At 67.7% G+C, this 24,123-nt stretch carries 16 protein-coding genes; 3 read left to right on the top strand and 13 right to left on the bottom strand.

The annotated features are described in order from the left end of the window. Nucleotides 1–8: 8 nt before the first annotated feature. The 4 genes from ppc to TBD_RS03170 form a co-directional block, all read right to left on the bottom strand. Complete coding sequence (gene ppc, locus TBD_RS03185; protein WP_011311142.1) at nt 9–2,828, bottom strand: phosphoenolpyruvate carboxylase; 2,820 nt, start codon at nt 2,826–2,828, stop codon at nt 9–11. A gap of 72 nt (nt 2,829–2,900) precedes the next feature. Next, complete coding sequence (gene purL, locus TBD_RS03180) at nt 2,901–6,857, bottom strand: phosphoribosylformylglycinamidine synthase (protein WP_011311141.1); 3,957 nt, start codon at nt 6,855–6,857, stop codon at nt 2,901–2,903. Nucleotides 6,858–6,933: 76 nt separating this feature from the next. Further along, nucleotides 6,934–7,140 (bottom strand): DUF3330 domain-containing protein, encoded by a 207-nt coding sequence (locus tag TBD_RS03175; RefSeq protein WP_011311140.1) that lies wholly within the window; start codon nt 7,138–7,140, stop codon nt 6,934–6,936. A gap of 65 nt (nt 7,141–7,205) precedes the next feature. Further along, nucleotides 7,206–8,006 (bottom strand): PhnD/SsuA/transferrin family substrate-binding protein, encoded by an 801-nt coding sequence (locus TBD_RS03170; protein ID WP_041432294.1) that lies wholly within the window; start codon nt 8,004–8,006, stop codon nt 7,206–7,208. A 151-nt stretch (nt 8,007–8,157) separates the two neighbouring features. On the opposite strand from TBD_RS03170, the gene TBD_RS03165 reads away from it, so the two are divergent. Next, nucleotides 8,158–9,576, top strand: coding sequence for an NAD(P)H-hydrate dehydratase (locus TBD_RS03165; protein WP_148202998.1), 1,419 nt, complete (start codon nt 8,158–8,160; stop codon nt 9,574–9,576). Here TBD_RS03165 and galU read toward each other — a convergent pair. The 8 genes from galU to ppsA all read right to left on the bottom strand — a co-directional run bounded on the left by galU (nt 9,552) and on the right by ppsA (nt 20,278). Then, nucleotides 9,552–10,421, bottom strand: a complete 870-nt coding sequence (gene galU / locus TBD_RS03160) for a UTP--glucose-1-phosphate uridylyltransferase GalU (protein WP_011311137.1) — start codon at nt 10,419–10,421, stop codon at nt 9,552–9,554. The two genes, TBD_RS03165 and galU, sit on opposite strands and share 25 nt — an antisense overlap. A gap of 40 nt (nt 10,422–10,461) precedes the next feature. Next, nucleotides 10,462–12,522 (bottom strand): NAD-dependent DNA ligase LigA, encoded by a 2,061-nt coding sequence (gene ligA / locus TBD_RS03155; protein WP_011311136.1) that lies wholly within the window; start codon nt 12,520–12,522, stop codon nt 10,462–10,464. Then, nucleotides 12,522–13,691 carry a cell division protein ZipA C-terminal FtsZ-binding domain-containing protein gene (locus TBD_RS03150; protein WP_011311135.1) on the bottom strand — a complete coding sequence of 390 codons (1,170 nt, stop codon included), beginning with the start codon at nt 13,689–13,691 and terminating at the stop codon, nt 12,522–12,524. The genes ligA and TBD_RS03150 overlap by 1 nt, the downstream gene beginning before the upstream one ends. After that, complete coding sequence (ftsB, locus tag TBD_RS03145) at nt 13,684–14,028, bottom strand: cell division protein FtsB (protein WP_011311134.1); 345 nt, start codon at nt 14,026–14,028, stop codon at nt 13,684–13,686. The genes TBD_RS03150 and ftsB overlap by 8 nt, the downstream gene beginning before the upstream one ends. After that, nucleotides 14,006–15,289, bottom strand: a complete 1,284-nt coding sequence (gene eno / locus TBD_RS03140) for a phosphopyruvate hydratase (RefSeq protein ID WP_011311133.1) — start codon at nt 15,287–15,289, stop codon at nt 14,006–14,008. Before eno ends, ftsB begins: the two co-directional genes overlap by 23 nt. A 70-nt stretch (nt 15,290–15,359) precedes the next feature. Further along, nucleotides 15,360–16,202: a 3-deoxy-8-phosphooctulonate synthase gene (gene kdsA, locus TBD_RS03135; RefSeq protein ID WP_011311132.1), complete on the bottom strand. Its 843-nt coding sequence runs from the start codon at nt 16,200–16,202 to the stop codon at nt 15,360–15,362. Next, on the bottom strand, nt 16,199–17,839 hold the full coding sequence (locus TBD_RS03130; RefSeq protein ID WP_011311131.1) for a CTP synthase: 1,641 nt from the start codon (nt 17,837–17,839) through the stop codon (nt 16,199–16,201). Before TBD_RS03130 ends, kdsA begins: the two co-directional genes overlap by 4 nt. 99 nt (nt 17,840–17,938) lie before the next feature. Then, nucleotides 17,939–20,278 (bottom strand): phosphoenolpyruvate synthase, encoded by a 2,340-nt coding sequence (ppsA, locus tag TBD_RS03125; RefSeq protein ID WP_011311130.1) that lies wholly within the window; start codon nt 20,276–20,278, stop codon nt 17,939–17,941. 11 nt (nt 20,279–20,289) lie between these two features. Between ppsA and TBD_RS03120 the strand changes: the two genes are divergently transcribed. Both TBD_RS03120 and TBD_RS03115 read left to right on the top strand, forming a co-directional pair. Beyond that, the gene (locus TBD_RS03120) at nt 20,290–21,066 is read left to right on the top strand and encodes a pyruvate, water dikinase regulatory protein (RefSeq protein WP_011311129.1); all 777 of its coding nucleotides are present in this window, start codon (nt 20,290–20,292) and stop codon (nt 21,064–21,066) included. 209 nt (nt 21,067–21,275) lie between these two features. Beyond that, nucleotides 21,276–23,300, top strand: coding sequence for a putative bifunctional diguanylate cyclase/phosphodiesterase (locus TBD_RS03115; RefSeq protein ID WP_011311128.1), 2,025 nt, complete (start codon nt 21,276–21,278; stop codon nt 23,298–23,300). Here the strand turns inward: TBD_RS03115 and TBD_RS03110 are convergent. Further along, nucleotides 23,297–24,079, bottom strand: a complete 783-nt coding sequence (locus tag TBD_RS03110; RefSeq protein WP_011311127.1) for a TrmH family RNA methyltransferase — start codon at nt 24,077–24,079, stop codon at nt 23,297–23,299. The genes TBD_RS03115 and TBD_RS03110 overlap by 4 nt on opposite strands. Between the last annotated feature and the right edge of the window lie 44 nt (nt 24,080–24,123).

Genomic DNA, 24,123 nt, shown 5'->3' with positions numbered 1-24,123 from the left:
GCTCGTTCTCAGCCCGTATTGCGCATACCCGCTGCGATCGCGTTGATCGAGCGCTTGAGCGGCGTGAGCCACGAGTCCTGCTCGGATTCCCACACGCTCTCGGAACGATAGCGCTTGAGTAGCCGGACCTGGATGTGGTTGATCGGGTCGATGTAGGGGCGGCGACGCGAGATCGAGAGGGCCAGCGGCTGGTTGTCCTCGAGCAGGTTTTCGATCTGCGCGACCTGCTTGACGCCGGCGACCGTGAGGGCGAACTCGTCGGCGATCGCGCGATAGATGTCGGGCGTCCCCGGGTGGTCGCACAACCGCGCGTATTCCTCGGCGATTTCCATGTCGGCCTTGGTCAGCGCCATCTGGACGTTCGACAGCAGGCCGCGGAAGAATGGCCACTCGGCGTACATCGCGCGCAGGTGCGCAAGCCCCTCCGGATGCTGGTCGACGAAGGACTTGAGCGCGCTGCCGATGCCATACCAGGCGGGCAGGGTGTGCCGCGACTGCGCCCAGCCGAACACCCAGGGAATCGCGCGGATCGAGCCGAGCGAGCGGTCGGCCTTCTTGCGATGCGAAGGCCGGCTGCCGATATTGAGCGTGCCGATCTCGGTGACCGGCGTGTTTTCGTAGAAGTAATCGATGAAGCCGGGCGTCGCGATCAGCGCGCGATAAGTCGTCTCGCCCGCCGCCGCGATGTCGCGCATCCAGTCGAGATAGTCCTGCGGATACCGGACTTCGCATTTCTTCAGCAGGGTGGCGCTGGCCTTCAGCAGACCCGTCACACCCATGCCGATTTCGTAGTTCGCCGTCTCGGGGTTGCTGTATTTGTAGTACAGCATTTCGCCCTGCTCGGTGAACTTGATTTCGCCGTTGACCGTACCCGGCGGCTGCGACAGGATCGCCTCGTGGGTCGGGCCGCCGCCGCGTCCGACCGTACCGCCGCGGCCATGGAACAGCCGGCACTCGACGCCATGCCGCCGGGTCAGTGCGATGATCGAAAGCTGCGCCTGATAGAGGTTCCAGTTCGACGCGAGGATGCCGCCGTCCTTGCACGAGTCGGAATAGCCGAGCATGACCTCCTGGCGGTTGCCGTCGGCCGCGACCAGCGCACGATAAACCTTGTTCGACAGCAACTCGTCGAGGATCGCCTGGCTGCGCTGCAGGTCGTCGACGGTCTCGAACAGCGGCGCGACGAGGATGCGGCAGAACCACGCGTCGCCGTTGTGGCCGCAGAGCCCGACCAGGCGCGCGAGCAACATGACTTCCATCACATGCGACGCGCTGTGGGTCATCGAAATGATGTAGGTGCCGAAGACTTCGTCGCCGACTTCGCTCTTGAGCTTGGCCATGCGGCGGAAGACCGCGACGGTCTCGCGCGCCTCGTCGTCGAGCAGGCTGTCATCGATCTCGATCGGATCGATGTGCCCGGTCCACGCCGACAGGCGCTTCAGACGCTCGGCTTCATCGGCGCCTTTGTAGTCGAAGTCGGGGTCGATCTGCTGCAGCACCGCCGCCACGGTCCGCGTGTGGATCGTCGATTCCTGGCGGATGTCGAGCTGCAGCAGGTGAAAGCCGAAACTCTCGACCAGGCGGATCAGTGCCTGCAGGTCCTGCATCGCGATGATGCGGTCGCCGTGGCTGATCAGGGAGTCGCGGATCAGATACAGGTCGGCGAGGAAGGCCGCTGCGTCTTCGTAGGCGAGATGCGAGGTGAAACTCGGCACGTCGGCGAGGCACTGGTGCACGTACGAGAGATTCGCGTCGAGCCGCGCGAGCATCATCGCGGCCATGCGGCGGTAAGGTTCGCGGCTGTAGATCTGCACCGCGGTGCCGCGGAACACCTGCTCGCCGAACTCGGCCTCGTATTCGGCCAGGCGCTCGAGAAACGGCGCGGACGGCGTGCACCAGCCGCTACTGTGGGTGAGTGTCTGCCGCAACTCGCGCACGCGCGCGCGGTATTCGTCGAGCGCCGCCTGCATCTGCGTATGCACGGTCCATTCGGTCACGTCGGCGGTGACGAAGGGGTTGCCGTCGCGGTCGCCGCCGATCCACGAGCCGAAGCGGATGAAGCTCGGCACGCTGATCGGCGCCGCGCCGTCGCCGTTCACGCCGTAGTGCTTGCGCAGCGCGCGCTCGAAGAAGCTGTAGGCCTTGGGCACCGCCTCGAACAGGCTCTCGCGCACGTAATAGAGGCCGTTGCGCACTTCGTCGCGCACCTCGAGCTTGGCGCTGCGCAGTTCGTCGGTGCGCCACATGATCTGGATCTCGGCCGCGAGCTGCGCCTCGAGCTCGCGCTGGTCGTTGACGCCGAGGCTCGGGCTGTAGAGCTGGTCGCAGATCAGGAATATCCTGCGCATGGCCTCCATCACGGCGCGGCGCCGGGCTTCGGTCGGATGCGCGGTAAAGACAGGCGCGAAGTGCAGGCGGTTGATCAGCCCCTGCAGCGTGCCCGCCGACAGGCCCTGCGCCTTGAGATCGGCGAGCGTGTGGTCGAACGAGCCTTCCCACAGCGTCATGCCGTGCGACAGCATGCGACGGCGGTTGCGGTGCGCGAAGCTTTCCTCGGCTACGTTGACCAGCATGAAATAGCTCGAGAACGCGCGTACGACCAGCTCGATCTTGCCGGCCGGCATCGCGTCGATCATGGCCATCAGTTCGCTGCGCCGCTGCTGGTCTTCCTGCTGCTGCAAGTCGGCAAAGCCGCGCCGCAGGGTTTCCACCGCCTCGAACACGTCTTCCCCGGCGAACTGCAGCAGCACCTGGCCGAGCAGGGTGCCGAGAAGCTTGACCTGCGCGCGCAGATCGTCGTCGGTCAAGAGATTCTGGGGTGCGTTCATGGCGGATCGAGGGGTGCCCGGACAGCAGGCTTCAAAACGACAAAGCCCGCTATTTTCGCATAGTCGAGGGGATCACCCAACCGCGCGGCGCGCGTTGCGGAACATCCGCAGCCAGGGCGACGCCGCGTTCATGCCTGGCGGCCGCCAGGAAAGCTGCGCTGCGCGGTAGACCCGCTCCGGATGAGGCATGAGGATGCTGAAGCGGCCGTCGGCGGTCGTGAAGCCGGTCAGGCCGGCGGCCGAACCGTTCGGATTGAACGGGTAGGTCTCGGTCGGCGCGCCGCGGTGATCGACGTAACGCAGCGTCGCCTGCGCCCTCGCAGCGTGCGCCGGGTCGCGGAACACGACCCGGCCCTCGCCGTGCGACACGGCGATCGGCATCACCGATCCGGCCATGTCGGCGAAGAAGATCGACGGCGACGGCAGCACCTCGACCAGCGCGAAGCGCGCCTCGAACTGCTCCGACAGGTTGCGCTCGAAGCGCGGCCACGACGCCGCGCCGGGGATCAGGTCGTGCAGCTGGCTCATCATCTGGCAGCCGTTGCACACGCCGAGGGCGAAGCTGTCGGGACGCGCGAAAAACGCCGCGAACGCGTCGCGCGCCCGCGCATTGAACAGAATCGACTTGGCCCAGCCGCCGCCCGCACCGAGCACGTCGCCGTAGCTGAAGCCGCCGCAGGCCGCGAGGCCGGCGAAATCGGCCAGGTCAACGCGTCCGGCCAGAATGTCGCTCATGTGCACGTCGACCGCGCTGAAACCCGCGCTGTCGAAGGCCGCCGCCATCTCGACCTGGCCGTTGACGCCCTGCTCGCGCAGCACGGCGACGCGCGGACGCTTGCCGCTGGCGACGAAGGGCACGGCGATGTCGTCATCGACATCGAAGCTCGGCGCGTAGTAGAGGCCGGGCTCGTCGGCGTCGGCGTTGCGCGCGAATTCCTGTTCCGCACATACCGGGTTGTCGCGCAGTTTCGCCATTTCGTAGCTGGTCCGGGCCCAGGCGCTTTGCAGATCGCTGCGCGCCTCGTCGAGGATCACGCGGCCGCGGCGCAGCACGCGCACGCGGTCGCTGGCGGCGGGATGGCCGATGATGTAGAACTCGCCGCGCAGGCCGGCGTCGAAGAACGCCTGCATCACGGCGGCGCTGTCGGCGCGGCGCACCTGCAGCACGGCACCGGCCTCCTCGCTGAAGAGGACGTTGAAGATCCGCTCGGAGTAGCCGCAGGGGTCCTTGAGATCGGGCTCGGGCAGGCCTTCGTCCTCGACGTCGAGGCGGATTTTTTCCGAGCAGAGTTCGTCGACGTCGACCTCGACCCCGCAGTGGCCGGCGAAGGCCATTTCGCACAGCACGGCGAAGAGGCCGCCGTCGGAGCGGTCGTGGTAGGCGAGCAGCCGGCCGGCCGCGTTGAGCGACTGGACCGTGTCGAAAAAGGCCTTGAGCGCATCGGGGCTCGGCGCGTCCGGGCAGCGGTCGCCGACCTGCTTGTAGGCCTGGGCGAAGCTGGAGGCGCCGAGGCGGTTGCGGCCGAGCCCGAGGTCGATCAGCACGAGATCGGTCTCGCCGGCGTCGACGCGCAACTGCGGGGTGAGGTGAGCGGTCGTGTCGGGTGTCGTGGCGAAGGCCGAGACCACCAGCGAAATCGGCGATATCACGGCTTTCCTCTCGTCGCCGTCCTGCCACACGGTCTTCATGCTCATCGAGTCCTTGCCGACCGGAATCGAGACGCCGAGCGCCTGGCAATACTGCGACACCGCGGCGACCGTATCGAACAGCGCGGCGTCCTCGCCCGGATGGCCGGCAGGCGCCATCCAGTTCGCCGACAGTTTGATCTCGCCGAGGCCCTCCACGCGCGCGGCGGCGAGGTTGGTGATCGCCTCGACGATCGCCATCCGACCCGACGCGGGGGCGTCGATCAAGGCGAGCGGCGCCTTCTCGCCGATCGAAAAGACTTCCCCCTGCGTCGTCCGGTAGCCCGCGAGGGTGATCGCGCAGTCGGCGACCGGGACCTGCCAGGGGCCGACGCACTGGTCGCGCGCGGTCAGGCCGCCGACGCTGCGGTCGCCAATCGAAATCAGGAACATCTTCGACGCGACCCCGGGCATCGCGAGCACGCGATAGACCGCGTCGCGGAGTTCGATGCCGTCGAGCGCGAGAGGCGCGGGCAACGCCTGCTGATGTGCAACCTCGCGCGTCATGCGCGGCGGCTTGCCGAGGATGACGTCGAGACTGACGTCGACCGGTGCATTGTCGAAATGCGTGTCGGTGACGAGCAGATGGTTCGCTTCGGTCGCTTCGCCGAGCACCGCGAACGGGCAGCGCTCGCGCTCGCAGATCGCGCGGAACTCGGCCAGCCGCGCCGGCGGGATCGCGAGCACGTAGCGCTCCTGCGCCTCGTTGCACCAGATCTCGCGCGGCGACATGCCGCTTTCCTCGGACGGCGCGGCGCGCAATTCGAAACGGCCGCCGCGACCGCCACCGTGCACGAGCTCGGGCAGGGCGTTCGACAGGCCGCCGGCGCCGACGTCGTGAATCGACAGAATCGGATTGCGCTCGCCGAGCTGCCAGCAACGGTCGATCACCTCCTGCGCGCGCCGCTCCATTTCCGGATTGCCGCGCTGTACCGAATCGAAGTCGAGGTCGGCGGCGTTGGCGCCGGTATCCATCGACGACGCGGCGCCGCCGCCGAGGCCGATCAGCATGCCGGGGCCGCCGAGTTGGATCAGCAGCGTGCCGGTCGGCAGCAGCTTCTTGTGCACGTGCTCGTCGCGGATACTGCCGACGCCGCCGGCGAGCATGATCGGCTTGTGATAGCCGCGGCGCTCCCCGGCGACGGTCTCCTCGAAGGTACGGAAGTAGCCGGCCAGATTGGGCCGGCCGAATTCGTTGTTGAACGCCGCCGCACCGATCGGGCCTTCGAGCATGATCGCGAGCGGGGTGACGATGCGTTCGGGCTTGCCGTAGGCCCCGCTCTCCCAGGGCTGCGGATACCCGGGAATATCGAGATTGGATACCGAGAAACCGCACAGGCCGGCCTTCGGCTTCGAGCCGATGCCGGTCGCGCCCTCGTCGCGGATCTCGCCGCCACTGCCGGTCGCCGCGCCCGGAAACGGCGAGATTGCGGTCGGATGGTTATGCGTCTCGACCTTCATCAGGACGTGCGTGCGTTCGCGGTTGTAGCCGTAGCTGCTGTCGGCGTGCGGATAGAAGCGGTCGATGTCCGCCCCCTCGATGACCGACGAATTGTCCGAATAGGCGACGACCGTGCCGGCCGGATGCGCGGCATGGGTGTCGCGGATCATGCCGAACAGCGACTTGTCCTGCGCCGCGCCGTCGATGACCCAGGACGCGTTGAAGATCTTGTGCCGGCAGTGTTCCGAATTGGCCTGCGCGAACATCATCAGTTCGACGTCGGTCGGGTTGCGTCCAAGGCGGACGAAATTCTCGACCAGATAATCGAGTTCGTCGTCGGACAGCGCAAGGCCGAGGCTGCGGTTGGCGGCGACGAGCGCGCCGCGCCCACCCGCGAGGAGGTCGACCGTCTCGAGCGGGCGCGGCGGCACGTGCTGGAACAGCGCTGCGGCGTCGCCGAGCCCGGCCATGACGGCCTCGGTCATGCGGTCGTGCAGAAGCGGCAGCAGCATCTGTCGCGCAGCGGCTGCGAGCACCTCGCCGTCGGGATTACACAGGCGATAGGCGACGCCGCGCTCGATACGCCGCAGCATGCCGAGGCCACTGTTGCGCAGGATTTCGGTCGCCTTCGACGACCAGGGCGAAATCGTGCCGGGACGCGGCGTGACGAGCAGATGCACCGCGTCGGCAGCCGGCGCGTCGGTCGGGGTGCCGTAGTCGAGGGTCGCCGCGAGCTGCCGATCGGCGGCGGAGTCGAGTTCGCCGTCGAGTTCGAGAAAGTGCCAGTAGCGCGCGCTCAGTTCACCGAGTGCCACTCCCATGGCTGCGGCCTGCGCGCGGATTTTGTCGATACGGAAAGCGGACAGCGCGGCACTGCCGGGGAGCGAAACAATGGAAGACATGGCGTCTTTGCGAACGAGGCAAAGACGCTATTTTAGCCTGATCGAGGCGCCCGCCCGGCGCTTGCTGGCGGGACGGTTACTGGCGGGCCTTGGCCCGCTTCTGCCACGCGGCGAGGCAATCCAGACCGCAGAAATGGTGCACGTAGTCCTGCGCGTCGGCGACCTTGACCGCGTCGGCGGGAAGTTCCTTCAGGCACAGTTCACACTGCGAGATCTCGCACGTGTCGTCGTCGGAGCACGGGGCCACGACGGCGCCGGTGACGGAGCGATGCGGCTTGTCCATGATGATGAGTCTCCTGCAGCTTGCTATGGTTCCAGAGTGTACGCCCGTCGACCGGCCATGCAAGCTCAGTAGCCGGCTTCTTCGATTGCCTGCTTGATCACCTTGTAATCGGCCTCCTTGTCGACGACGAAGCCGCTGACCCTGCTGTGGATGGTCTTCTGCAGCGCCTGGATGGCCGCGGCGTCGAGCGCGACGGCGGCCGCGCCGATCTTGTCACGGTCGGCCGCGCTCATGCGGTCGCTCGCCATGAGCGTGAAGTCCGGCGTCGTCGGCAGCGCGTGCCAGACCTCGAAGCTGCCGCTCGCAACGAGCGCGTCGGCGGCCTTGGCGCGCAGGCTGCCGGCCTCGGCGAAACCGCGCTGCATGGCCAACGCGACCTCTTCCTGAGTCTTGAAGTTGAGGACGCGGGCCGCCTCCGGCGCCTGGCGCTTGAGCGTGTAGCGCGCCATGACGTCGAGCCACGACTCCTTCTCGGTCAGGGCGACGGTCGCGACCTGGGCGGCGTCCTTGCGCCGCACGAGCGCCCCGCTCGCCTGGTCACGGACGCGCACGACCGGCGAATAGCCGTTGTCGAGCGCCGCCACCGCGACCGACGGCGGCACGAAATAGGCGTCGAGACGGCGCCCTTGCATCGATCGGGCCACGCTCTTGATGCTGCGGAACAGCATGGGGTGCGCGCTCAGGCCGAGCGCTGCCCCGAGTGCCGTGGCAAACGGCCCGGCGAGGGCACGAAAGTCGGCGGTCAGGATGTCGGCCTTGCCGGTGCCGGGATAAATGCCGATGTTCAATTCGCTCTTGCCGGCATGGGCGGCGAGTGGCAGCACGGGAAGCAGCGCGAGGCCTGCCAGGAAACGTCGTCTTTGCATGTCTCGGACCGGTCGGGTGGGCATCTCACTACTACGGCACCTGTCGCCGTCGCTGGAGACTTGACGCGAATGGTTATTTCGGACCATGCCGGGACACGCGCGCCGGTCACGCGGGTTTAAGATGTTCCGACCTCCGCCCCGCTGCCGTGCCATGTCGCCCCTGTCCGCCCCGCTCTCGCCCCCGCTCTACACGACCGCCGAGCTGCGCGCCGTCGAGACGAGATTCGCCGCCGACGGGCTGATGGAAAGGGCGGGCGCCGCGGCGGCGGAACTGGCGGCTTCGCTCGCGGGAGAGGCCGGCGGCCCGGTCCTCGTCCTCGTCGGTCCGGGCAACAATGGCGGCGACGCCTTGGTCGCCGCGCGCCTGCTCGCCGCAGAGGGCTCGCCCGTGCATGCAGTCGGCGGCGCCGATCCGGCCCGTCTGCCAGCCGACGCGGCACGCGCCCACGCGGCCTGGCGGCAGGCAGGGGGGACCCTGCAGCGCGAGATCCCGTCACGCCGTTTCGGTCTGGTCGTCGACGGCCTGTTCGGCGCGGGACTGCAGCGCGACGTGGCGGGAAACGAGGCGCACTGGATCGCGCAGGCCAACGCGCTCGGATGTCCAAGACTCGCGCTCGACGTGCCGAGCGGGCTCGACAGCGACAGCGGGCGCGCGCGCGGCTGCGCGTTTCGGGCCGACCACACGCTCACCTTCCTCGGCCTCAAGCCCGGGCTCCTGACCGCCGACGGCCCCGACTACGCCGGGCAGGTGCATCTCGACACCCTCGGTATCGATCCGGCCGACATGCCGTCGGTGAAGGGGATTGCGCTCACCGGCCTCGACGCGCGCCATCGTCTGCCGCCGCGTGCGCAGAACAGCCACAAAGGGCAGTTCGGCCACGTCGCCATCGTCGGCGGCGCGCCGGGCATGGTCGGCGCCTGCCTGCTCGCCGGACGCGCGGCGCTCGCGCAGGGCGCCGGCAGCGTCAGCGTGGCGGTATTGGACGATCGGGTCGCGGTCGACTACGGCGCGCCGCGTTTGATGTTCGCCAGCGCAGAAGCGCTGGTCGAGGCATCGCTCGACGTTCTCGCCCTGGGCCCCGGGCTCGGTCGCAGCCCGCGCGCCCGCGCACTCTTGCAGACGGCACTGGGCGCGGACTGCCCGCTCGTGCTCGACGCCGACGCGTTGAATCTCATCGCCACCGACCCTGAACTCGGCCTCGCCGCGGCACAGCGCAACGCGGCCACGGTGCTCACGCCCCACCCCGGCGAAGCCGGCCGCCTGCTCGGCGTCGACACGCAAGCGGTCCAGGCCGACCGCGTCGGCGCAGCACATGAACTGAGTACGCGCTTTGGCGCCCACGTCGCGCTGAAGGGCGCCGGCACCGTGATCGCGCATCCGGGAGGGCGCTATGCGATCAACACGAGCGGCGGCCCCTGGCTCGCGCAGGCGGGCTCGGGAGACCGCCTAACCGGCATGGTCGCCGCGCTTTTAGGGCAGGGAATGGAAACCGGAAATGCGCTCGAGGCCGCGGTCTGGCTGCACGGCGCAGACCGGCCCGAGCATCAGCACATCCGCGTCTTGAGGTAGGCCTCGAAGTCGGCTGCGACTTCCTTGTGCTTCAGGGCGTATTCGACGGTCGCCTGCAGGTAGCCGAGCTTGCTTCCGCAGTCGTAGCGCACGCCGTCGTAGGCGTAAGCGAGAACCTGCTGCTCCTTCAGCAGCCCGGCGATCGCGTCGGTCAGCTGCAGTTCGCCGCCCGCGCCCGGCGTGATCTGCTGGATGTGGTCGAAGATGCGCGGCGTCAGGATGTAGCGACCCACGACGCCGAGGGTCGACGGCGCTTCTTCGGGCTTGGGTTTTTCGACGATCGCGTTGACGCGCGACACCCGATCGGCGAGCGGAGTCGCGTCGACGATGCCGTAGGATGCCGTGTCTTCCGGCGCGACCTGCTGTACGCCGAGGACCGAGCACTGGTAATAGCTGTACTGGTCGACCATCTGCTTCATGACCGACGTCGCGCCGTCGAGCAGGTCGTCGGCCAGGATCACCGCGAAGGGTTCCTCGCCGACGACGGGGCGCGCGCAGAGCACGGCATGGCCGAGCCCGAGCGCCTCGGCCTGGCGGATGTAGATGAAATTGACCCCGGCCGGGCGGATCGACTGCACGAGTTCGAGATCACGGTTCTTGCCGCGCGCAGCGAGTTCGGTTTCGAGTTCGTAGGCCTTGTCGAAATGGTCCTCGACCGTGCGCTTGGTGCGGCTGCTGACGAAGATGATGTCGGTGATACCCGCGTCCATCGCCTCCTCGACTGCGTACTGGATCAGCGGCTTGTCGACGATCGGGAGCATCTCCTTGGGGCTGGCCTTGGTCGCCGGCAAAAAACGGGTGCCGAGGCCGGCAACCGGAAATACTGCTTTTCTGACTTGTTGCATGTCTCTTCCCAGGTAAGGTCTTGGTTCAAAAATCCCCGCGCTATCCGTTCTTTTTATTCGATCCGAGCAGCGCCAACAGCTCCTCTTCGTCGAGGATCGTGACGCCGAGTTCCCGGGCCTTCGCGAGCTTGCTGCCTGCTTCCTCGCCGGCGACGACGTAGTCGGTCTTCTTCGACACCGAGCCGGCCACCTTGCCGCCGGCCGACTCGATCCGCTCCTTGGCCTGATCGCGCGTCAGCGCCGGCAGCGTTCCGGTCAATACGAGGGTCTTGCCGGAGAGGATACCCCCTGATTGTTGCATACCCGTTGTTTCGGGCCAGTGCACGCCGAGCGCGCGCAGCTTGCCGACGACCTCGAGATTGTGCGGTTCGGCGAAAAACTGCGCGATCGACTGCGCGACGATGGGGCCGACGTCGCGCACGCCCAGGAGAGCGGTCTCGTTCGCGCCGAGCAGCGCATCGAGCGCGCCGAAATGGCGCGCGAGGTCGCGCGCCGTCGTTTCGCCGACGTTGCGTATGCCGAGCGCGTAGATGAAGCGCGCGAGCGTCGTCGACTTGCTCGTCTCGATCGCTTGGATCAGGTTGCGCGCCGATTTCTCGGCCATGCGCTCGAGCCCGGCGAGCGTCTCGAGCGGGAGCCGGTAGAGATCGGCCGGCGTGCGCACGAGTTCGCGGGAGACGAGCTGGTCGACGAGCTTCTCGCCGACGCCGTCGATGTCCATCGCCCGCCGGCTGGCGAAATGCAGCAGCGCCTGCTTGCGCTGGGCCGGGCAGTAGAGGCCGCCGGTGCAGCGCGCGACGGCTTCGCCCTCGAGCCGGACGACGTGCGAGCCGCACTCGGGGCAGACCGGATAGCTCTGCAGGATGTTGAAGCGAGGCGGCTCGGGCTGCGGCCGGCGCTCGAGCACGGTCGCGACGATTTCGGGGATGACGTCGCCCGCGCGGCGCACGATCACGGTGTCGCCGACGCGCGTGTCCTTGCGGTCGATTTCGTCCTGGTTGTGCAGCGTCGCGTTGGTGACCGTGACCCCGCCGACGAACACCGGCGCGAGCCGGGCGACCGGCGTGAGCGCGCCGGTGCGGCCGACGTGGACGCCGATGCCGAGGACCGTGGTGAGCTGTTCCTGCGCCGGATACTTGTGCGCCACCGCCCAGCGCGGCTCGCGCGTCAGAAAACCGAGTTCGCGCTGCAAGGCGAACGCGTTCACCTTGTAGACGACGCCGTCAATGTCGAACGGCAACTGGTCTCGACGCGCGGCGATGTCGTCGTGGAAAGCGATCAGGTCGTCGACCCCGTTGCAGACGCAGCGCTCGGCGCTGACCGGAACCCCGAGCCCCTGCAGCGCGTCGAGCGTCGCGCCGTGCGTCGCCGGGGCATCGGGCCAGCCGACGACCTCGCCGAGCCCGTAGGCGTAGAAGGACAGCGGCCGCTGACCCGCGATCGCCGGATCGAGTTGACGGATGCTGCCCGCCGCGCCGTTCCTGGGGTTGACGAGCGTCGGCTTGCCGGCGGCGCGCTGCTGCGCGTTATAGCGTTCGAAGTCGTCGCGGCGCATGAAAACCTCGCCGCGCACCTCGAGTACCGCAGGCGGTGCGTCGCCGTGCAGGCGCAGGGGAATCGTGCGCACCGTGCGCACGTTCTGCGTGACGTCCTCGCCGGTTTCGCCGTCGCCGCGCGTCGCGGCCGCGACGAGCACGCCCGCCTCGTAGCGCAGGTTGATGGCGAGGCCGTCGAATTTCAGTTCTGCGGCGTATTCGACGGGCGGGTCGGCAGGCGCGAGGCCGAGTTCCTTGCGCACCCGCACGTCGAAGGCACGCGCCCCGGCAGCCGTGGTGTCGGTCTCGGTACGGATCGACAGCATCGGCACCGCGTGCCGCACCGGCTTGAAGCCGGCCAGCGGCTGGCCGCCGACGCGGCGCGTCGGCGAGTCGGCGGCGACAAGCTCGGGATGCGCCGCTTCGAGCGCTTCGAGTTCATGGTAGAGCCGGTCGTACTCGGCGTCGGGAATGGTCGGCGCGTCGAGGACATAGTAGGCGTAGTTGTGGCGCTCGATCTCGCGGCGCAGCGCGGCGGCGCGCGCCTGCACATCGCGGTCGGCCATCAGGAGAACAGACGCAGCGAACGCCGGGACCCGGAAGGGACGCCGCGCGCCTCCATGCGCGCGTAAATCTCGGTGAGCTGGCTGCGGATTTTTTCGATACCGCTGTCGGTCAGCGGACGCAGGTTGTCGTCGACGAGAACACCGCCGACCTCGTTGGCGAGCCTGCGGCCGAAGGCGACCATGCCGTCGAAGACCTTGAGGCCGTCGGGCACGCGCGGGACGTCGAATTGCAAGGTGACGCCCTGCGAATTGCGCCCCTCGACGGGCTCGCCGCCGAAGGGTTCGGCGTCGTGATTGCACAGCGCGTAGAGTGGCTCGCCGCGACTGTCGAGCAACTGGAACACGCCATCCTCGCCGAGCACCATCCCACTCGACTCGGCCTGCCGCACGATGCGGGCGAGGTTGACGGCGCCCTCGCCGCGCGCGACGACGTTCAGACCGATCAGGACGTCGACATCGACGCAGAAACGGTCGATCGCCTGCGCACGCTCGAGCGCCTCGCCGAGGTCGTCGCAGGCGACGCGCAGATTGTGGCTCTGCGCCGCGGCCTTGACGAGCTCGCACAGCGCGAGCAACTGGTCTTCCTGCGCGGCGCCGTTGCGGTCGGCGAGCTGGAGCGTGACGACGATCTCCTGGTAGCGCACGTCACGCCAGGGCTGCATGTCTTCCCACGCCGCCGCGCCGGTCGGCAGGCCCAGCCAGCGCACGGGCTTGCCGAGCGTGCGCGTCTTGTTGAATGCGTCGACGAAGGCAGCCGCGGCGACACCGTCCGCCGCAACGCGGACCCGGTATTCGATCAGTTCGTCGTACGGCGCGGGGGCAGCGTGGGTCACCGGCGACGGCGCGGCCGTCGCCGTGACGTCGCGGAAGGCGGCCTCGGCACGATCCGGATGCAGCGCGGCGGCCGCGGAGGGTTCGACCGGGCGCTGAATGTGAACCACGACGGCCTCCTCGGCGGCGTCGAAGACCGGCTCACGTAGCGCGGGCTCGATTCGCTCCTGGGACTCGTGCGGCGCGGCGGCCGGCTGCATCAGAGGGTCGGCGACCGGCGCCTGGAAAGCGGCGCCGATCTGCTTGCGGAAGCGGCGTTCCTGCAGCCAGTTGAACAGCAGCACGCCGATGACGACGGCGGCACCGATCACCAACAAGCCGATTTGCAGATCACTCATGCGTTTTTCCCGACCGTACGGAGTGGGTAGGCACGATGCGAACGAACCATTCGTCGGGCGCGATCATGCCGAGCTCGCTGCGCGCGCGTTCCTCGACCGCGTCGCGCCCCTGCTTGAGGTCGCCCAGTTCGGCCTGCAGCCCGGCGTTGCGGCTCTGCAGGCGCAGGTTCAGCGCATGCTGCGACTCGATCCTGTGCGCCTGCTCGCGGACTTTCAACCAGCCGCCCTCGCCGAGCCACAGCGGGTATTGCAGCAACACGACAGCGCCCGCCAGGCCCCAGGTGAGGCTGCGTCTTCGAATGCGTGCAATCCGGTTAGCCGCGCTGGCGGAAAGCATCGCGGCCGGGGTAGCTTGCCGTGTCGCCGAGTTCTTCTTCGATGCGCAGCAGCTGGTTGTATTTGGCCATGCGGTCGGAGCGCGACAGCGAGCCGGTCTTGATCTGGCGCGCATTGGTCGCGACGGCGAGATCGGCGATCGTCGTGTCCTCGGTCTCGCCCGAACGATGGGAGATCACCGAGGTGTAGCCCGCCTGCTTGGCCATCTCGATCGCCTGGAAAGTCTCGGACAAGGTGCCGATCTGGTTGACCTTGATCAGGATCGAGTTGGCGATGTCCTTTTCGATGCCTTCCTTGAGAATTTTCGCGTTGGTGACGAAAAGATCGTCGCCGACCAACTGCACGCGTCGGCCGAGCCGGTCGGTCAGGATCTTCCAGCCGTCCCAGTCGCCCTCGGCCATGCCGTCCTCGATGCTGATGATCGGGTACTTGTCGCACCAGGCGGCGAGATAGTCGGTGAACGCGGCCGACGTGAGCTTGAGGTTTTCGGAATCGATGTGATAGAGGCCGTCCTTGTAGAACTCCGAGCTCGCACAGTCGACGCCGATCGCGACGTCGATGCCGGGCTGCAGCCCGGCTTTCTCGATGGCCTGCACGATCAGCTTTAGTGCGGCCTCGTGCGACTCGAGGTTGGGAGCGAACCCGCCCTCATCGCCGACCGTCGTCGTCATACCCGCGTCGTCCAGGAGCTTCTTCAGCGCGTGGAAGACTTCGGCACCGTAGCGCAAGGCCTCGCGGAAGCTCGGCGCGCCGACCGGAATCACCATGAATTCCTGCATGTCGATGTTGTTGTTGGCGTGGGCGCCGCCGTTGATGATGTTCATCATCGGCACCGGGAGTTGCATCGGTGCGGCGCCGCCCAGATAGCGGTACAGCGGCAGGCCCGCCTGCTCGGCGGCGGCGCGCGCGCACGCCATCGATACCGCGAGCAGCGCGTTGGCGCCGAGACGCGATTTGTTCTCGGTGCCGTCGAGTTCGATCATGGTCTGGTCGATGAAGGCCTGGTCTTCGACATCAAGGCCGATGATCGCCTCGCAGATTTCGGTGTTGACGTGCTCGACCGCCTTCAACACGCCCTTGCCGAGGTAGCGCGACTTGTCGCCGTCGCGCAGTTCGATCGCCTCGCGCGAGCCGGTCGACGCGCCCGAGGGCACGGCGGCGCGCCCGATCACGCCGGACTCGAGCAGCACGTCGGCTTCAACAGTGGGGTTGCCGCGGGAGTCGAGAATTTCCCGGGCGATGACATCGATAATGGCGCTCAATCTTTTTCCTCAGTCTTTATCAGTCCGCGCTGCAACAGCACGGGCCGCGAGCCCGTGCCTGCCGCGGCGCTCAAGCCTTCATCAGCTTGTGTTCAATAAACCCGCGCTGTTTCACCAGCGCGTCGATTTCCTTCAAGGTTTCCAGCAGTTCGCGCATCATGCCGAGCGGCCACGCGTTCGGGCCGTCGGACAGGGCGCACGCCGGGTCCGGATGCGTCTCGGCGAACACCCCGGCAACGCCGCTCGCGACCGCCGCGCGCGCGAGCACCGGAACGAACTCGCGCTGCCCGCCGCTCGTCGCGCCCTGGCCGCCCGGCTGCTGCACCGAATGCGTCGCGTCGAACACCACCGGGCACCCCGTGCCGCGCATGATCGCGAGGCCGCGCATGTCGGACACCAGCGTGTTATAGCCGAAGGAGACGCCGCGCTCGCACACCATGATCTGGTCGTTGCCGACCTCGCGCGCCTTGTCGACGACGTTCTGCATGTCCCACGGCGCGAGGAACTGGCCCTTCTTGATGTTGACGGGACGCCCCGCGCGGGCGACGTTCTGAATGAAATTCGTCTGCCGGCACAGGAAGGCCGGGGTCTGCAGCACGTCGACCACGGCCGCCACCTCGTCGAGCGGCGTGTCCTCGTGCACGTCGGTCAGCACGGGCACGCCGATCTTCGCCTTCACGTCCGCCAGGATGCGCAGCCCTTCTTCCAGGCCGAGGCCGCGAAAAGACTTCGTCGACGAGCGATTGGCCTTGTCGAACGACGATTTGTAGATGAACGGAATGCCGAGCCCGGCGCACATTTCCTTCAGCTGGCCGGCGGTGTCCATCGCGAGCTGCTCGGATTCGATCACGCAAGGGCCCGAGATCAGGAACAGCGGCTGGTCGAGGCCCGCCTCGAAATGACACAGCTTCATGCGGAGTCCTTTTGCTGATGCGCCAGCGCGGCTCTCACGAACGAGATGAACAGCGGGTGTCCGTTGCGCGGGTTGCTGGTGAATTCCGGATGGAACTGGCAGCCGACGAACCAGGGGTGGACGGCCGGCGGCAGCTCGACCATTTCGCACAGCTCGGTACCCGGCGCGCGTCCCGCGACGACGAGACCCTTGGCCTCGAGTTCGCTCAGTAGCGTGTTGTTGACCTCGTAGCGATGGCGATGCCGCTCGACGATGCTGTCGGCGCCATAGATCTCGCGGGCCAGCGTGCCGTTCTTGAGCGTGCACGGCTGGCCGCCCAGGCGCATCGTGCCGCCGAGGTCGGATTGCTCGCTGCGCTTTTCGACCTGACCCGTGCGGTCGAGCCATTCGGTGATGAGACCGATCACGGGATGGTTCGTAGTCGGATCGAATTCGGTCGACTGCGCGTCGGCCATGCCGGCGACGTCGCGCGCGAACTCGACCACGGCGAGCTGCATGCCGAGGCAGATGCCCAGATACGGCACGCGATTTTCGCGCGCGTAGCGGATCGCCGCGATCTTGCCCTCGACGCCGCGCTTGCCGAAGCCGCCGGGCACGAGGATCGCGTCCATGCCGCGCAGACAGTCGACGCCGGATTTCTCGATCTGCTCGGAGTCGACGTAATGGATCTTGACGCGGCTTTTGGTGTGCATGCCGGCATGGATCATCGCTTCGGACAGCGACTTGTAGGATTCGGTCAGGTCGACGTACTTGCCGACGAAGGCGATGTTGACCGTATGCTCGGGATGCTCGAGTGCGTCGACGAGCCTCTTCCATACCGAAAGGTCGGCGGCGCGCGCGAGGATGTTGAGCTTGTGGCAGACGATCTCGTCGAGCATCTGCTCGTGCAGCATGGCCGGAATCTTGTAGATCGAATCGGCGTCGAGCACCTCGATCACGGCCTCGGGGCGCACGTTGGTGAAGAGCGCGATCTTGCGCCGCTCGTCGAGCGGAATCTCGCGGTCGGCGCGGCACAGCAGGATGTCGGGCTGGATGCCGATCTCGCGCAACTCCTTGACCGAGTGCTGGGTCGGCTTGGTCTTCAGCTCGCCGGCAGTCGGGATATAGGGCAAGAGCGTCAGATGGATGAAGCAGGTATTCGCCGGGCCGTCCTCGAAACCCATCTGGCGGATCGCTTCGAGAAACGGCAGCGACTCGATGTCGCCGACCGTGCCGCCGATCTCGACCAGCGCGACGTCGGCACCCTTCGCGCCCTCGCGGATCGAGAGCTTGATCTCGTCGGTGATGTGCGGAATGACCTGCACGGTGCCGCCGAGGTAGTCGCCGCGGCGCTCCTTGTCGATCACCGACTTGTAGATCTGTCCGGTCGTGAAGTTGTTGCGCTTGCTCATGCGCGCGCTCGAGAAGCGCTCGTAGTGACCGAGGTCGAGGTCGGTCTCGGCGCCGTCGTCGGTCACGAACACTTCGCCGTGCTGGAACGGGCTCATCGTGCCCGGATCCACGTTGATGTAGGGATCGAGCTTTAACAGGGTGACACGGAGGCCGCGCGATTCGAGCAGCGCAGCGAGTGAAGCGGAGGCGATCCCTTTCCCGAGGGAAGAAACCACCCCACCGGTGACAAACACATACTTCGTCATTTTCTGGGCGGGGGCGGGTGATGGCGGATTTTACTTCATCCCCGATGAGCGCTCAATGACAGCGCGGGCAGCGTACCGCCCGCGATGGCCGCCCCCGCATCAGCCGTGCGCGAGCCGTTTCCAGGTCGCGACGACCGTGTCGGGATTAAGCGAAATCGACCCGATCCCCTGTTCGACGAGCCATTGCGCGAGGTCGGGGTGGTCGCTCGGCCCCTGCCCGCAGATGCCGATGTATTTGCCGTTGCGCCGACACGCCGCGATCCCCTCGGCGAGCAGCTTCCTGACCGCCGGGTTGCGCTCGTCGAAGCCTTCCGCGACGAGGCCCGAGTCGCGGTCGATGCCGAGCGTCAGCTGGGTCAGGTCGTTGCTGCCGATCGAGAAACCGTCGACGTGACGCAGAAAATCGTCGGCGAGCAGCACGTTGGACGGGATCTCGCACATCATGATCAGACGCAGGCCGTGTTCGCCCCGCCTGAGGCCGTTCGCGGCGAGCAGCGCGACGACGGCGGCGCATTCCTCGACCGTGCGCACGAACGGGATCATGACCTCGACGTTGCCGAGACCGAGCGTCTCGCGGACCTTTTTCAGCGCGCGGCACTCGAGCTCGAACGCCGGGCGGAACAATGTCGAGACGTAGCGCGCCGCGCCGCGCAGGCCCAGCATCGGGTTCTCCTCCTTCGGCTCGTAGCGCTCGCCGCCGACCAGATTGGCGTATTCGTTGGACTTGAAGTCCGAGAGGCGCACGATCACGGGCTGCGGCCAGAAGGCGGCGGCGAGCGTCGCGATGCCTTCGGCGAGCTTGTCGACGTAGAACGCGACCGGGTCCGCGTAGCCTGCGGCGCGCGCAGCGATCTCGTCGCGCACGCCCTGCGGCTGCCCGGCATGGTCGAGCAAGGCCAGCGGATGGACGCCGATCATGCGCGCAATGATGAATTCGAGCCGTGCGAGGCCGACGCCGTGATTCGGGATCTGCGCGAACTCGAAGGCGCGCTCGGGGTTGCCGACGTTCATCATGAGCTTGACCGGCGGCGTGGGCAGCGACTCGCTCGCCAGCGTCTCGACCTCGAACGGCAACCTGCCCGCGTAGACGAACCCGGTGTCGCCCTCGGCGCACGAGACCGTGACCGCTTCGTCATCCCTGAGCACCGTGGTCGCGTCGCCCGCGCCGACGACGGCAGGAATGCCGAGTTCGCGCGCGACGATGGCGGCGTGGCAGGTGCGCCCGCCGCGGTTGGTGACGATCGCCGCGGCGCGCTTCATGACCGGTTCCCAGTCGGGGTCGGTCATGTCGGTCACGAGCACGTCGCCGCGCTGCACGCGGTTCATCTCGGCCGGGGTCGCGATGACCCGCACCGGCCCCGCACCGATCTTCTGACCGATCGCGCGGCCACTGACGCGCACCTCGCCGGTCCCTCCGAGCACGTAGCGCTCGCCGCCGGCGGCGGCGCGCGCCTTGACCGTCTCGGGACGCGCCTGGACGATGAACAACTCGCCGCTCACGCCGTCCTTGGCCCACTCGACGTCCATCGGCCGCCCGTAGTGGCGCTCGATCTGCACGGCCTGGCGCGCGAGTTCCAGCACCTCGGCGTCGCTCAGCGCGAACCGTTGCCGAAGTTCGGGCGGTGTGTCCTCGATCACCGTCTTGCCGTCGCGCCAGACCATGCGGATCGCCTTCTCGCCGCGCTCGCGCCGCACGAGCGCCGGAAAACCAAGCGCCAGCGTCGGCTTGTGGACGTAGAACTCGTCGGGGTTGACCGCGCCCTGCACAACGGTTTCGCCGAGACCGTAGGCCGCCGTGATGAAGACGACGTCGCGGAAGCCCGATTCGGTATCGAGCGTAAACAGCACGCCCGAACAGCCGGTGTCCGCGCGCACCATGCGCTGCACACCGGCGGAGAGCGCGACGTCGGCGTGCGCAAAGCCGTGATGGACACGGTAGGCGATCGCGCGGTCGTTGTAGAGCGAGGCGAAGACCTTCTTCAGGTGCGCGAGCAGGGCCTCGGCGCCGCGGACGTGCAGATAGGTCTCCTGCTGCCCGGCGAAGGACGCGTCGGGCAGGTCTTCGGCAGTGGCCGACGAACGCACCGCGACCGATACGTCGTCGCCGAGCGCCGCGTAGGCCTCGCGCAACCCGCTTTCCAGCGCCGGCGGCAGACGCCCGCCTTCGACCGCAGCGCGGATTTCGGCGCCGGCGGCGGCGAGCGCCGTTACGTCCGTGACGTCGAGCGCGTCCAGAACGGCGCCGATCCGTGCGCGCAGGCCGTTGTGATCCAGGAAGTCCCAGAATGCCTGCGCGGTCGTCGCGAAGCCGCCCGGCACCTTGACCCCGGCATCGGCGAGCCGCGAAATCATTTCCCCGAGCGACGCGTTCTTGCCGCCGACGCGCGGCACGTCCGCCATCGACAGCGCATCCAGCGGCACAATATAGTCACGAGACATAGGTGAACTCCATGAATGGCTACAGCGTATTTTGCGTGTCCGATCACACGGGACTCACGATCGAGGCGGTCGCCAAGAGTGTGCTGGCGCAGTTCCCACGTATCGAGTTTAGCCTGATTACGCTGCCCTTCATCGACGACGCGGCCAAGGCCCGCGCCGCCGCCGGGCGGGTCGCGGTGACCGCTCGCGCCCTCGTGTTTTCCTCGCTGACCGACCCCGCGTTGCGTGCGCACTTCAAGGACGCGGGGCTGCACGTGTTCGACCTGTTCGAACACGTCAGCCCCGCGGTCGAACGTGTGCTCGGCGAGCCGGCGACGCCGAGCGGCGGCCACACGCACGGCATGGCGAGCGACTACGAGGCGCGCATGGACGCCGTCAATTTCGCGCTCCGGCTCGACGACGGCCTGAGCCCGGAACACCTCGGCCAAGCCGACCTCATCCTGGTCGGCGTCTCACGCGTCGGCAAGACGCCGACCGCGCTGTATCTCGCCCTGCATTACGGGCTGCGCGCGGCGAACTACCCGCTCACCCCGGACGACCTCGCGAACGACGGCTTGCCGCGGGCGCTGCAACCGCACCTGCCGCGCCTGCGCGGCCTCACGCTGGCCCCCGAGCGCCTCGCGGCGATCCGCGAGGCGCGGCTCCCAGGTAGCCGCTATGCGAGCGTCGCGCAATGCAGAAGCGAACTCGACGCCGCCGAACGCCTTTTAGCCGCGCACGCGATCCCCCTCATCGACACGAGCCGCATGTCGGTCGAGGAAATCGCAGCCCGCCTGAGAGCGTCCTAGCCGCCCCAGCCGACCGAGGAAAACGGCGCCTACCGCACCTCATCGTCGGGCGGCTTCATTTCCGCGCCGACATGCCGATAAGCTCCCTATGGGGGAGAAGCATTTTCTAGGGGTCACGCTCGGTCATGCGGCGCGTGCGGGCGCCTGCCTGCCCATTGCCCGGCTCGTCCCCACCCCGCCGGGCCGTTCCCCCACTCCCCGGGATACCCATGCCTGAGTGTACCGAGCCCATCTCGTCGCCGTGCGGGGGACGCTTCAAGCGCGCCGAAATCTGGAAGCTCGCGCTGCTCGCGGGCTTCGTCATCCAGTTGTTCCTGATCCTGTTCGTCACGGCGATCGGGCTGCAGCAACTGCGTATGACCACCGAAAACCTGAAGACCGTGGTCGACGTCCACATGCGCAAGCAAAACCTCACCAAGACCATGGTTCTCACGGCGCGCGAGCGCACGCTGATCATGTTCATGCTGACCAAGATCGACGACCCGTTCGAGCGCGACCAGCTGCTGCTGCGCTTCCGCGAGAAGGGGTCGGAGTTCGTCGCCGCGCGCTTGCAACTGCTCGAACTGCCGCTGAGCGCCCGCGAACGGCACCTGATCGACCTCCATAAGGAACGCATCGCTTTCGCCCAGCCGATCCAGGAGGAAGTCATCGAGCTGATCAGCGCGGATTTCACCCAGGACGGCGTCGACCTCGCGCTCAGGCAGGCCATCCCGGCGCAGAACAGCGTCATGGTGCTTCTCTCGCGTCTCGACGAAGAAGTGCATCGGGTCGCGATCGCGGCGAGCGAAAGGGCCTACGAAGCGCATCGCGTGGCGCGCTTCTGGATGTACTTCCTCTCCGGCATCGCGCTGCTCGTGGGCCTCGTCGTCGCCGCCGCGGTGCTGTTCTATTCCGCGCGCTTCAGCCGCGAGCGCGAACGTCTGGTGACCAAGGACACGCTCACCGGCCTGCCCAACCGCATGCTGCTGCGCGACCGCCTCGAGCAGGCACTCGCACGCGCCCGTCGGCGCGGCACGCTCGTCGGCGTGATGTTCATCGACCTCGACCGCTTCAAGCGCGTCAACGACACCCTCGGCCACGCCAGCGGCGACGAACTCATCTGCGAAGTCGGCCAGCGCCTGCGCGCGATCGCGCGCGACGAGGACACGGTGGCGAGGCTCGGCGGCGACGAGTTCGTCGTCGTCGCCAACGATGCGCGCGGCGTCGGCCAGATCCTCCATATCGTCGAAAAGGTCCGCGCGGCACTCGCCGCCCCGTATCGGGTCGGCGAACGCGAACTCTTCTGCTGCAGCAGCATCGGCATCAGCGTGTTTCCGAACGACGGCGCCGACTGCAGCAGTCTGCTGAAGAACGCCGACACCGCGATGTACCACGCCAAGGGCAGCGGACGGGACCGTTTCCAGCTTTACGACGCGGGCATGAACGCGATGGCCGAGGAGCGGCTGCAACTCGAAACCGACCTGCACTACGCGCTCGAACGCGGCGAGTTCGTGCTGCACTACCAGCCGCAGATCGATCTCACGAGCGGCCGCGTCTGTGCGGTCGAGGCCCTGGTCCGCTGGAACCATCCGCAGAAAGGCGTTCTGGCGCCCGCGTCGTTCCTCGAAATGCTCGAAGAGACCGGCCAGATACTCGACGTCGGCCGTGCGCTTCTGCTCGCCGCGTGCCAACAGACCGCACAGTGGCACGCCGCCGGCTTCAAGGATCTCGACGTCGCCGTCAACCTCTCGGGCAAGGAATTCTGGCACGGTTCGCTGATCAGCTCGATCAGCGAGGCACTGAAGCTGTCGGGCCTGCCCGCGCAATTCCTGCAGATCGAACTGACCGAAAGCATTTTCATGAAGGACATCGACAATGCCGTCGCGCGGATTCAGGCGCTCAAGGCGCTCGGCGTCGCGGTCGCGGTCGACGACTTCGGCACCGGCTATTCGTCGCTCGCCCACCTCAAGCGCTTTCCGGTCAACGTCCTCAAGATCGACCGCTATTTCATCAACGAACTGCCTACCGCCTCGGTCAACGAAGCGCTCGTCGCATCGATCCTGGCGCTCAGCGACGGGCTGCATCTCGACGCCGTCGCCGAGGGCGTGGAAAACATCGAACAGCTCGCGCGGCTGCGGCAGCTCGGCTGCCGCATCGTCCAGGGTTATCTCGTCAGCAAGCCGGTCGCGGCCGAGCAGTTGACCGCGCTGCTGCGCCGCGACTGGCACGAAGTGCTCGGCGGCGCCGTGGCCTAGCGGCGAACGCCGCGCTGCCGCAGCGCCTCGAACACCGCGACGGCGAGCGCGGCCGAGGCATTGAGCGATTCGACCCGCCCCGGCATCGGGATGCGTGCGCGCGTCGTCGCCGCCGCCAGTGTCGCCGCGCTCAGCCCCGCCCCCTCGTTGCCGACGACTAGCGCCGTAGGCCCAGTGTAGTCCAGCGTGTAAAGATCGTGCGCCGCCTCGGGCGCCAGCGCGACGCTCGTGCCGGAGAAATCGCGCAGCCAGCTGCCCGGGTCGGCGGCAAGCTGCATCGGCAGTACGAACTGCGCGCCCTGCCCGCCGCGCAGCGCCTTCGGCGACCAGGCATCGTGACAGCCCTTCGACAGCACGGCGAGCGTGGCGCCAGCGGCCGCAGCGGTGCGCAGCATCGCGCCCAGGTTGCCGGGGTCCTGGATGTCTTCGAGCACGACGACGAGCGCAAGGTCGACGGGCGCCTGCGGCGTCAGCCAGGCGGCCTCGGCCAGCACGCCGGTCGGCGTCGCGACCGGCGCGAGTTCGGCGAAAAGCGCGTCCGGCACGACGACCGTCTTGGCCTGCCGGCAGTCGGCGACGGCGGCGAGGCGCGCGGCGTCGCAGGACTCGGCGCGCACCAGCGTGTGCGGCGTGCCGCCCGCGGCGAGGTAGGCCGCCAGCAGATGTTCGCCGTCGAGCAGCGTCATCCTGGCCTCGCGCCGCGCGCGACTCGATTCGGCGAGCTTCTTCAGGCGTTTGAAGATCGGATTGTCGCGTGAGCGGATGGCGGTTTCGGTCATCCTCGAATTATCCGCGATCCGTTGCGCACGCTACACTGGAAGCC

Origin of the sequence: Thiobacillus denitrificans ATCC 25259 (assembly GCF_000012745.1) — a bacterium.
GTDB lineage: Bacteria > Pseudomonadota > Gammaproteobacteria > Burkholderiales > Thiobacillaceae > Thiobacillus > Thiobacillus denitrificans_B.
This window is presented reverse-complemented; position numbering and strand designations above follow the sequence as displayed.

Coding starts and splice junctions, on each gene's coding strand:
- ppc (WP_011311142.1), bottom strand. CDS start 2,828: ATGAACGCACCCCAGAATCTCTTGACCGACGACGATCTGCGCGCGCAG.
- purL (WP_011311141.1), bottom strand. CDS start 6,857: ATGTCTTCCATTGTTTCGCTCCCCGGCAGTGCCGCGCTGTCCGCTTTC.
- TBD_RS03175 (WP_011311140.1), bottom strand. CDS start 7,140: ATGGACAAGCCGCATCGCTCCGTCACCGGCGCCGTCGTGGCCCCGTGC.
- TBD_RS03170 (WP_041432294.1), bottom strand. CDS start 8,006: ATGCAAAGACGACGTTTCCTGGCAGGCCTCGCGCTGCTTCCCGTGCTG.
- TBD_RS03165 (WP_148202998.1), top strand. CDS start 8,158: ATGTCGCCCCTGTCCGCCCCGCTCTCGCCCCCGCTCTACACGACCGCC.
- galU (WP_011311137.1), bottom strand. CDS start 10,421: ATGCAACAAGTCAGAAAAGCAGTATTTCCGGTTGCCGGCCTCGGCACC.
- ligA (WP_011311136.1), bottom strand. CDS start 12,522: ATGGCCGACCGCGATGTGCAGGCGCGCGCCGCCGCGCTGCGCCGCGAG.
- TBD_RS03150 (WP_011311135.1), bottom strand. CDS start 13,691: ATGAGTGATCTGCAAATCGGCTTGTTGGTGATCGGTGCCGCCGTCGTC.
- ftsB (WP_011311134.1), bottom strand. CDS start 14,028: ATGCTTTCCGCCAGCGCGGCTAACCGGATTGCACGCATTCGAAGACGC.
- kdsA (WP_011311132.1), bottom strand. CDS start 16,202: ATGAAGCTGTGTCATTTCGAGGCGGGCCTCGACCAGCCGCTGTTCCTG.
- TBD_RS03130 (WP_011311131.1), bottom strand. CDS start 17,839: ATGACGAAGTATGTGTTTGTCACCGGTGGGGTGGTTTCTTCCCTCGGG.
- ppsA (WP_011311130.1), bottom strand. CDS start 20,278: ATGTCTCGTGACTATATTGTGCCGCTGGATGCGCTGTCGATGGCGGAC.
- TBD_RS03120 (WP_011311129.1), top strand. CDS start 20,290: ATGAATGGCTACAGCGTATTTTGCGTGTCCGATCACACGGGACTCACG.
- TBD_RS03115 (WP_011311128.1), top strand. CDS start 21,276: ATGCCTGAGTGTACCGAGCCCATCTCGTCGCCGTGCGGGGGACGCTTC.
- TBD_RS03110 (WP_011311127.1), bottom strand. CDS start 24,079: ATGACCGAAACCGCCATCCGCTCACGCGACAATCCGATCTTCAAACGC.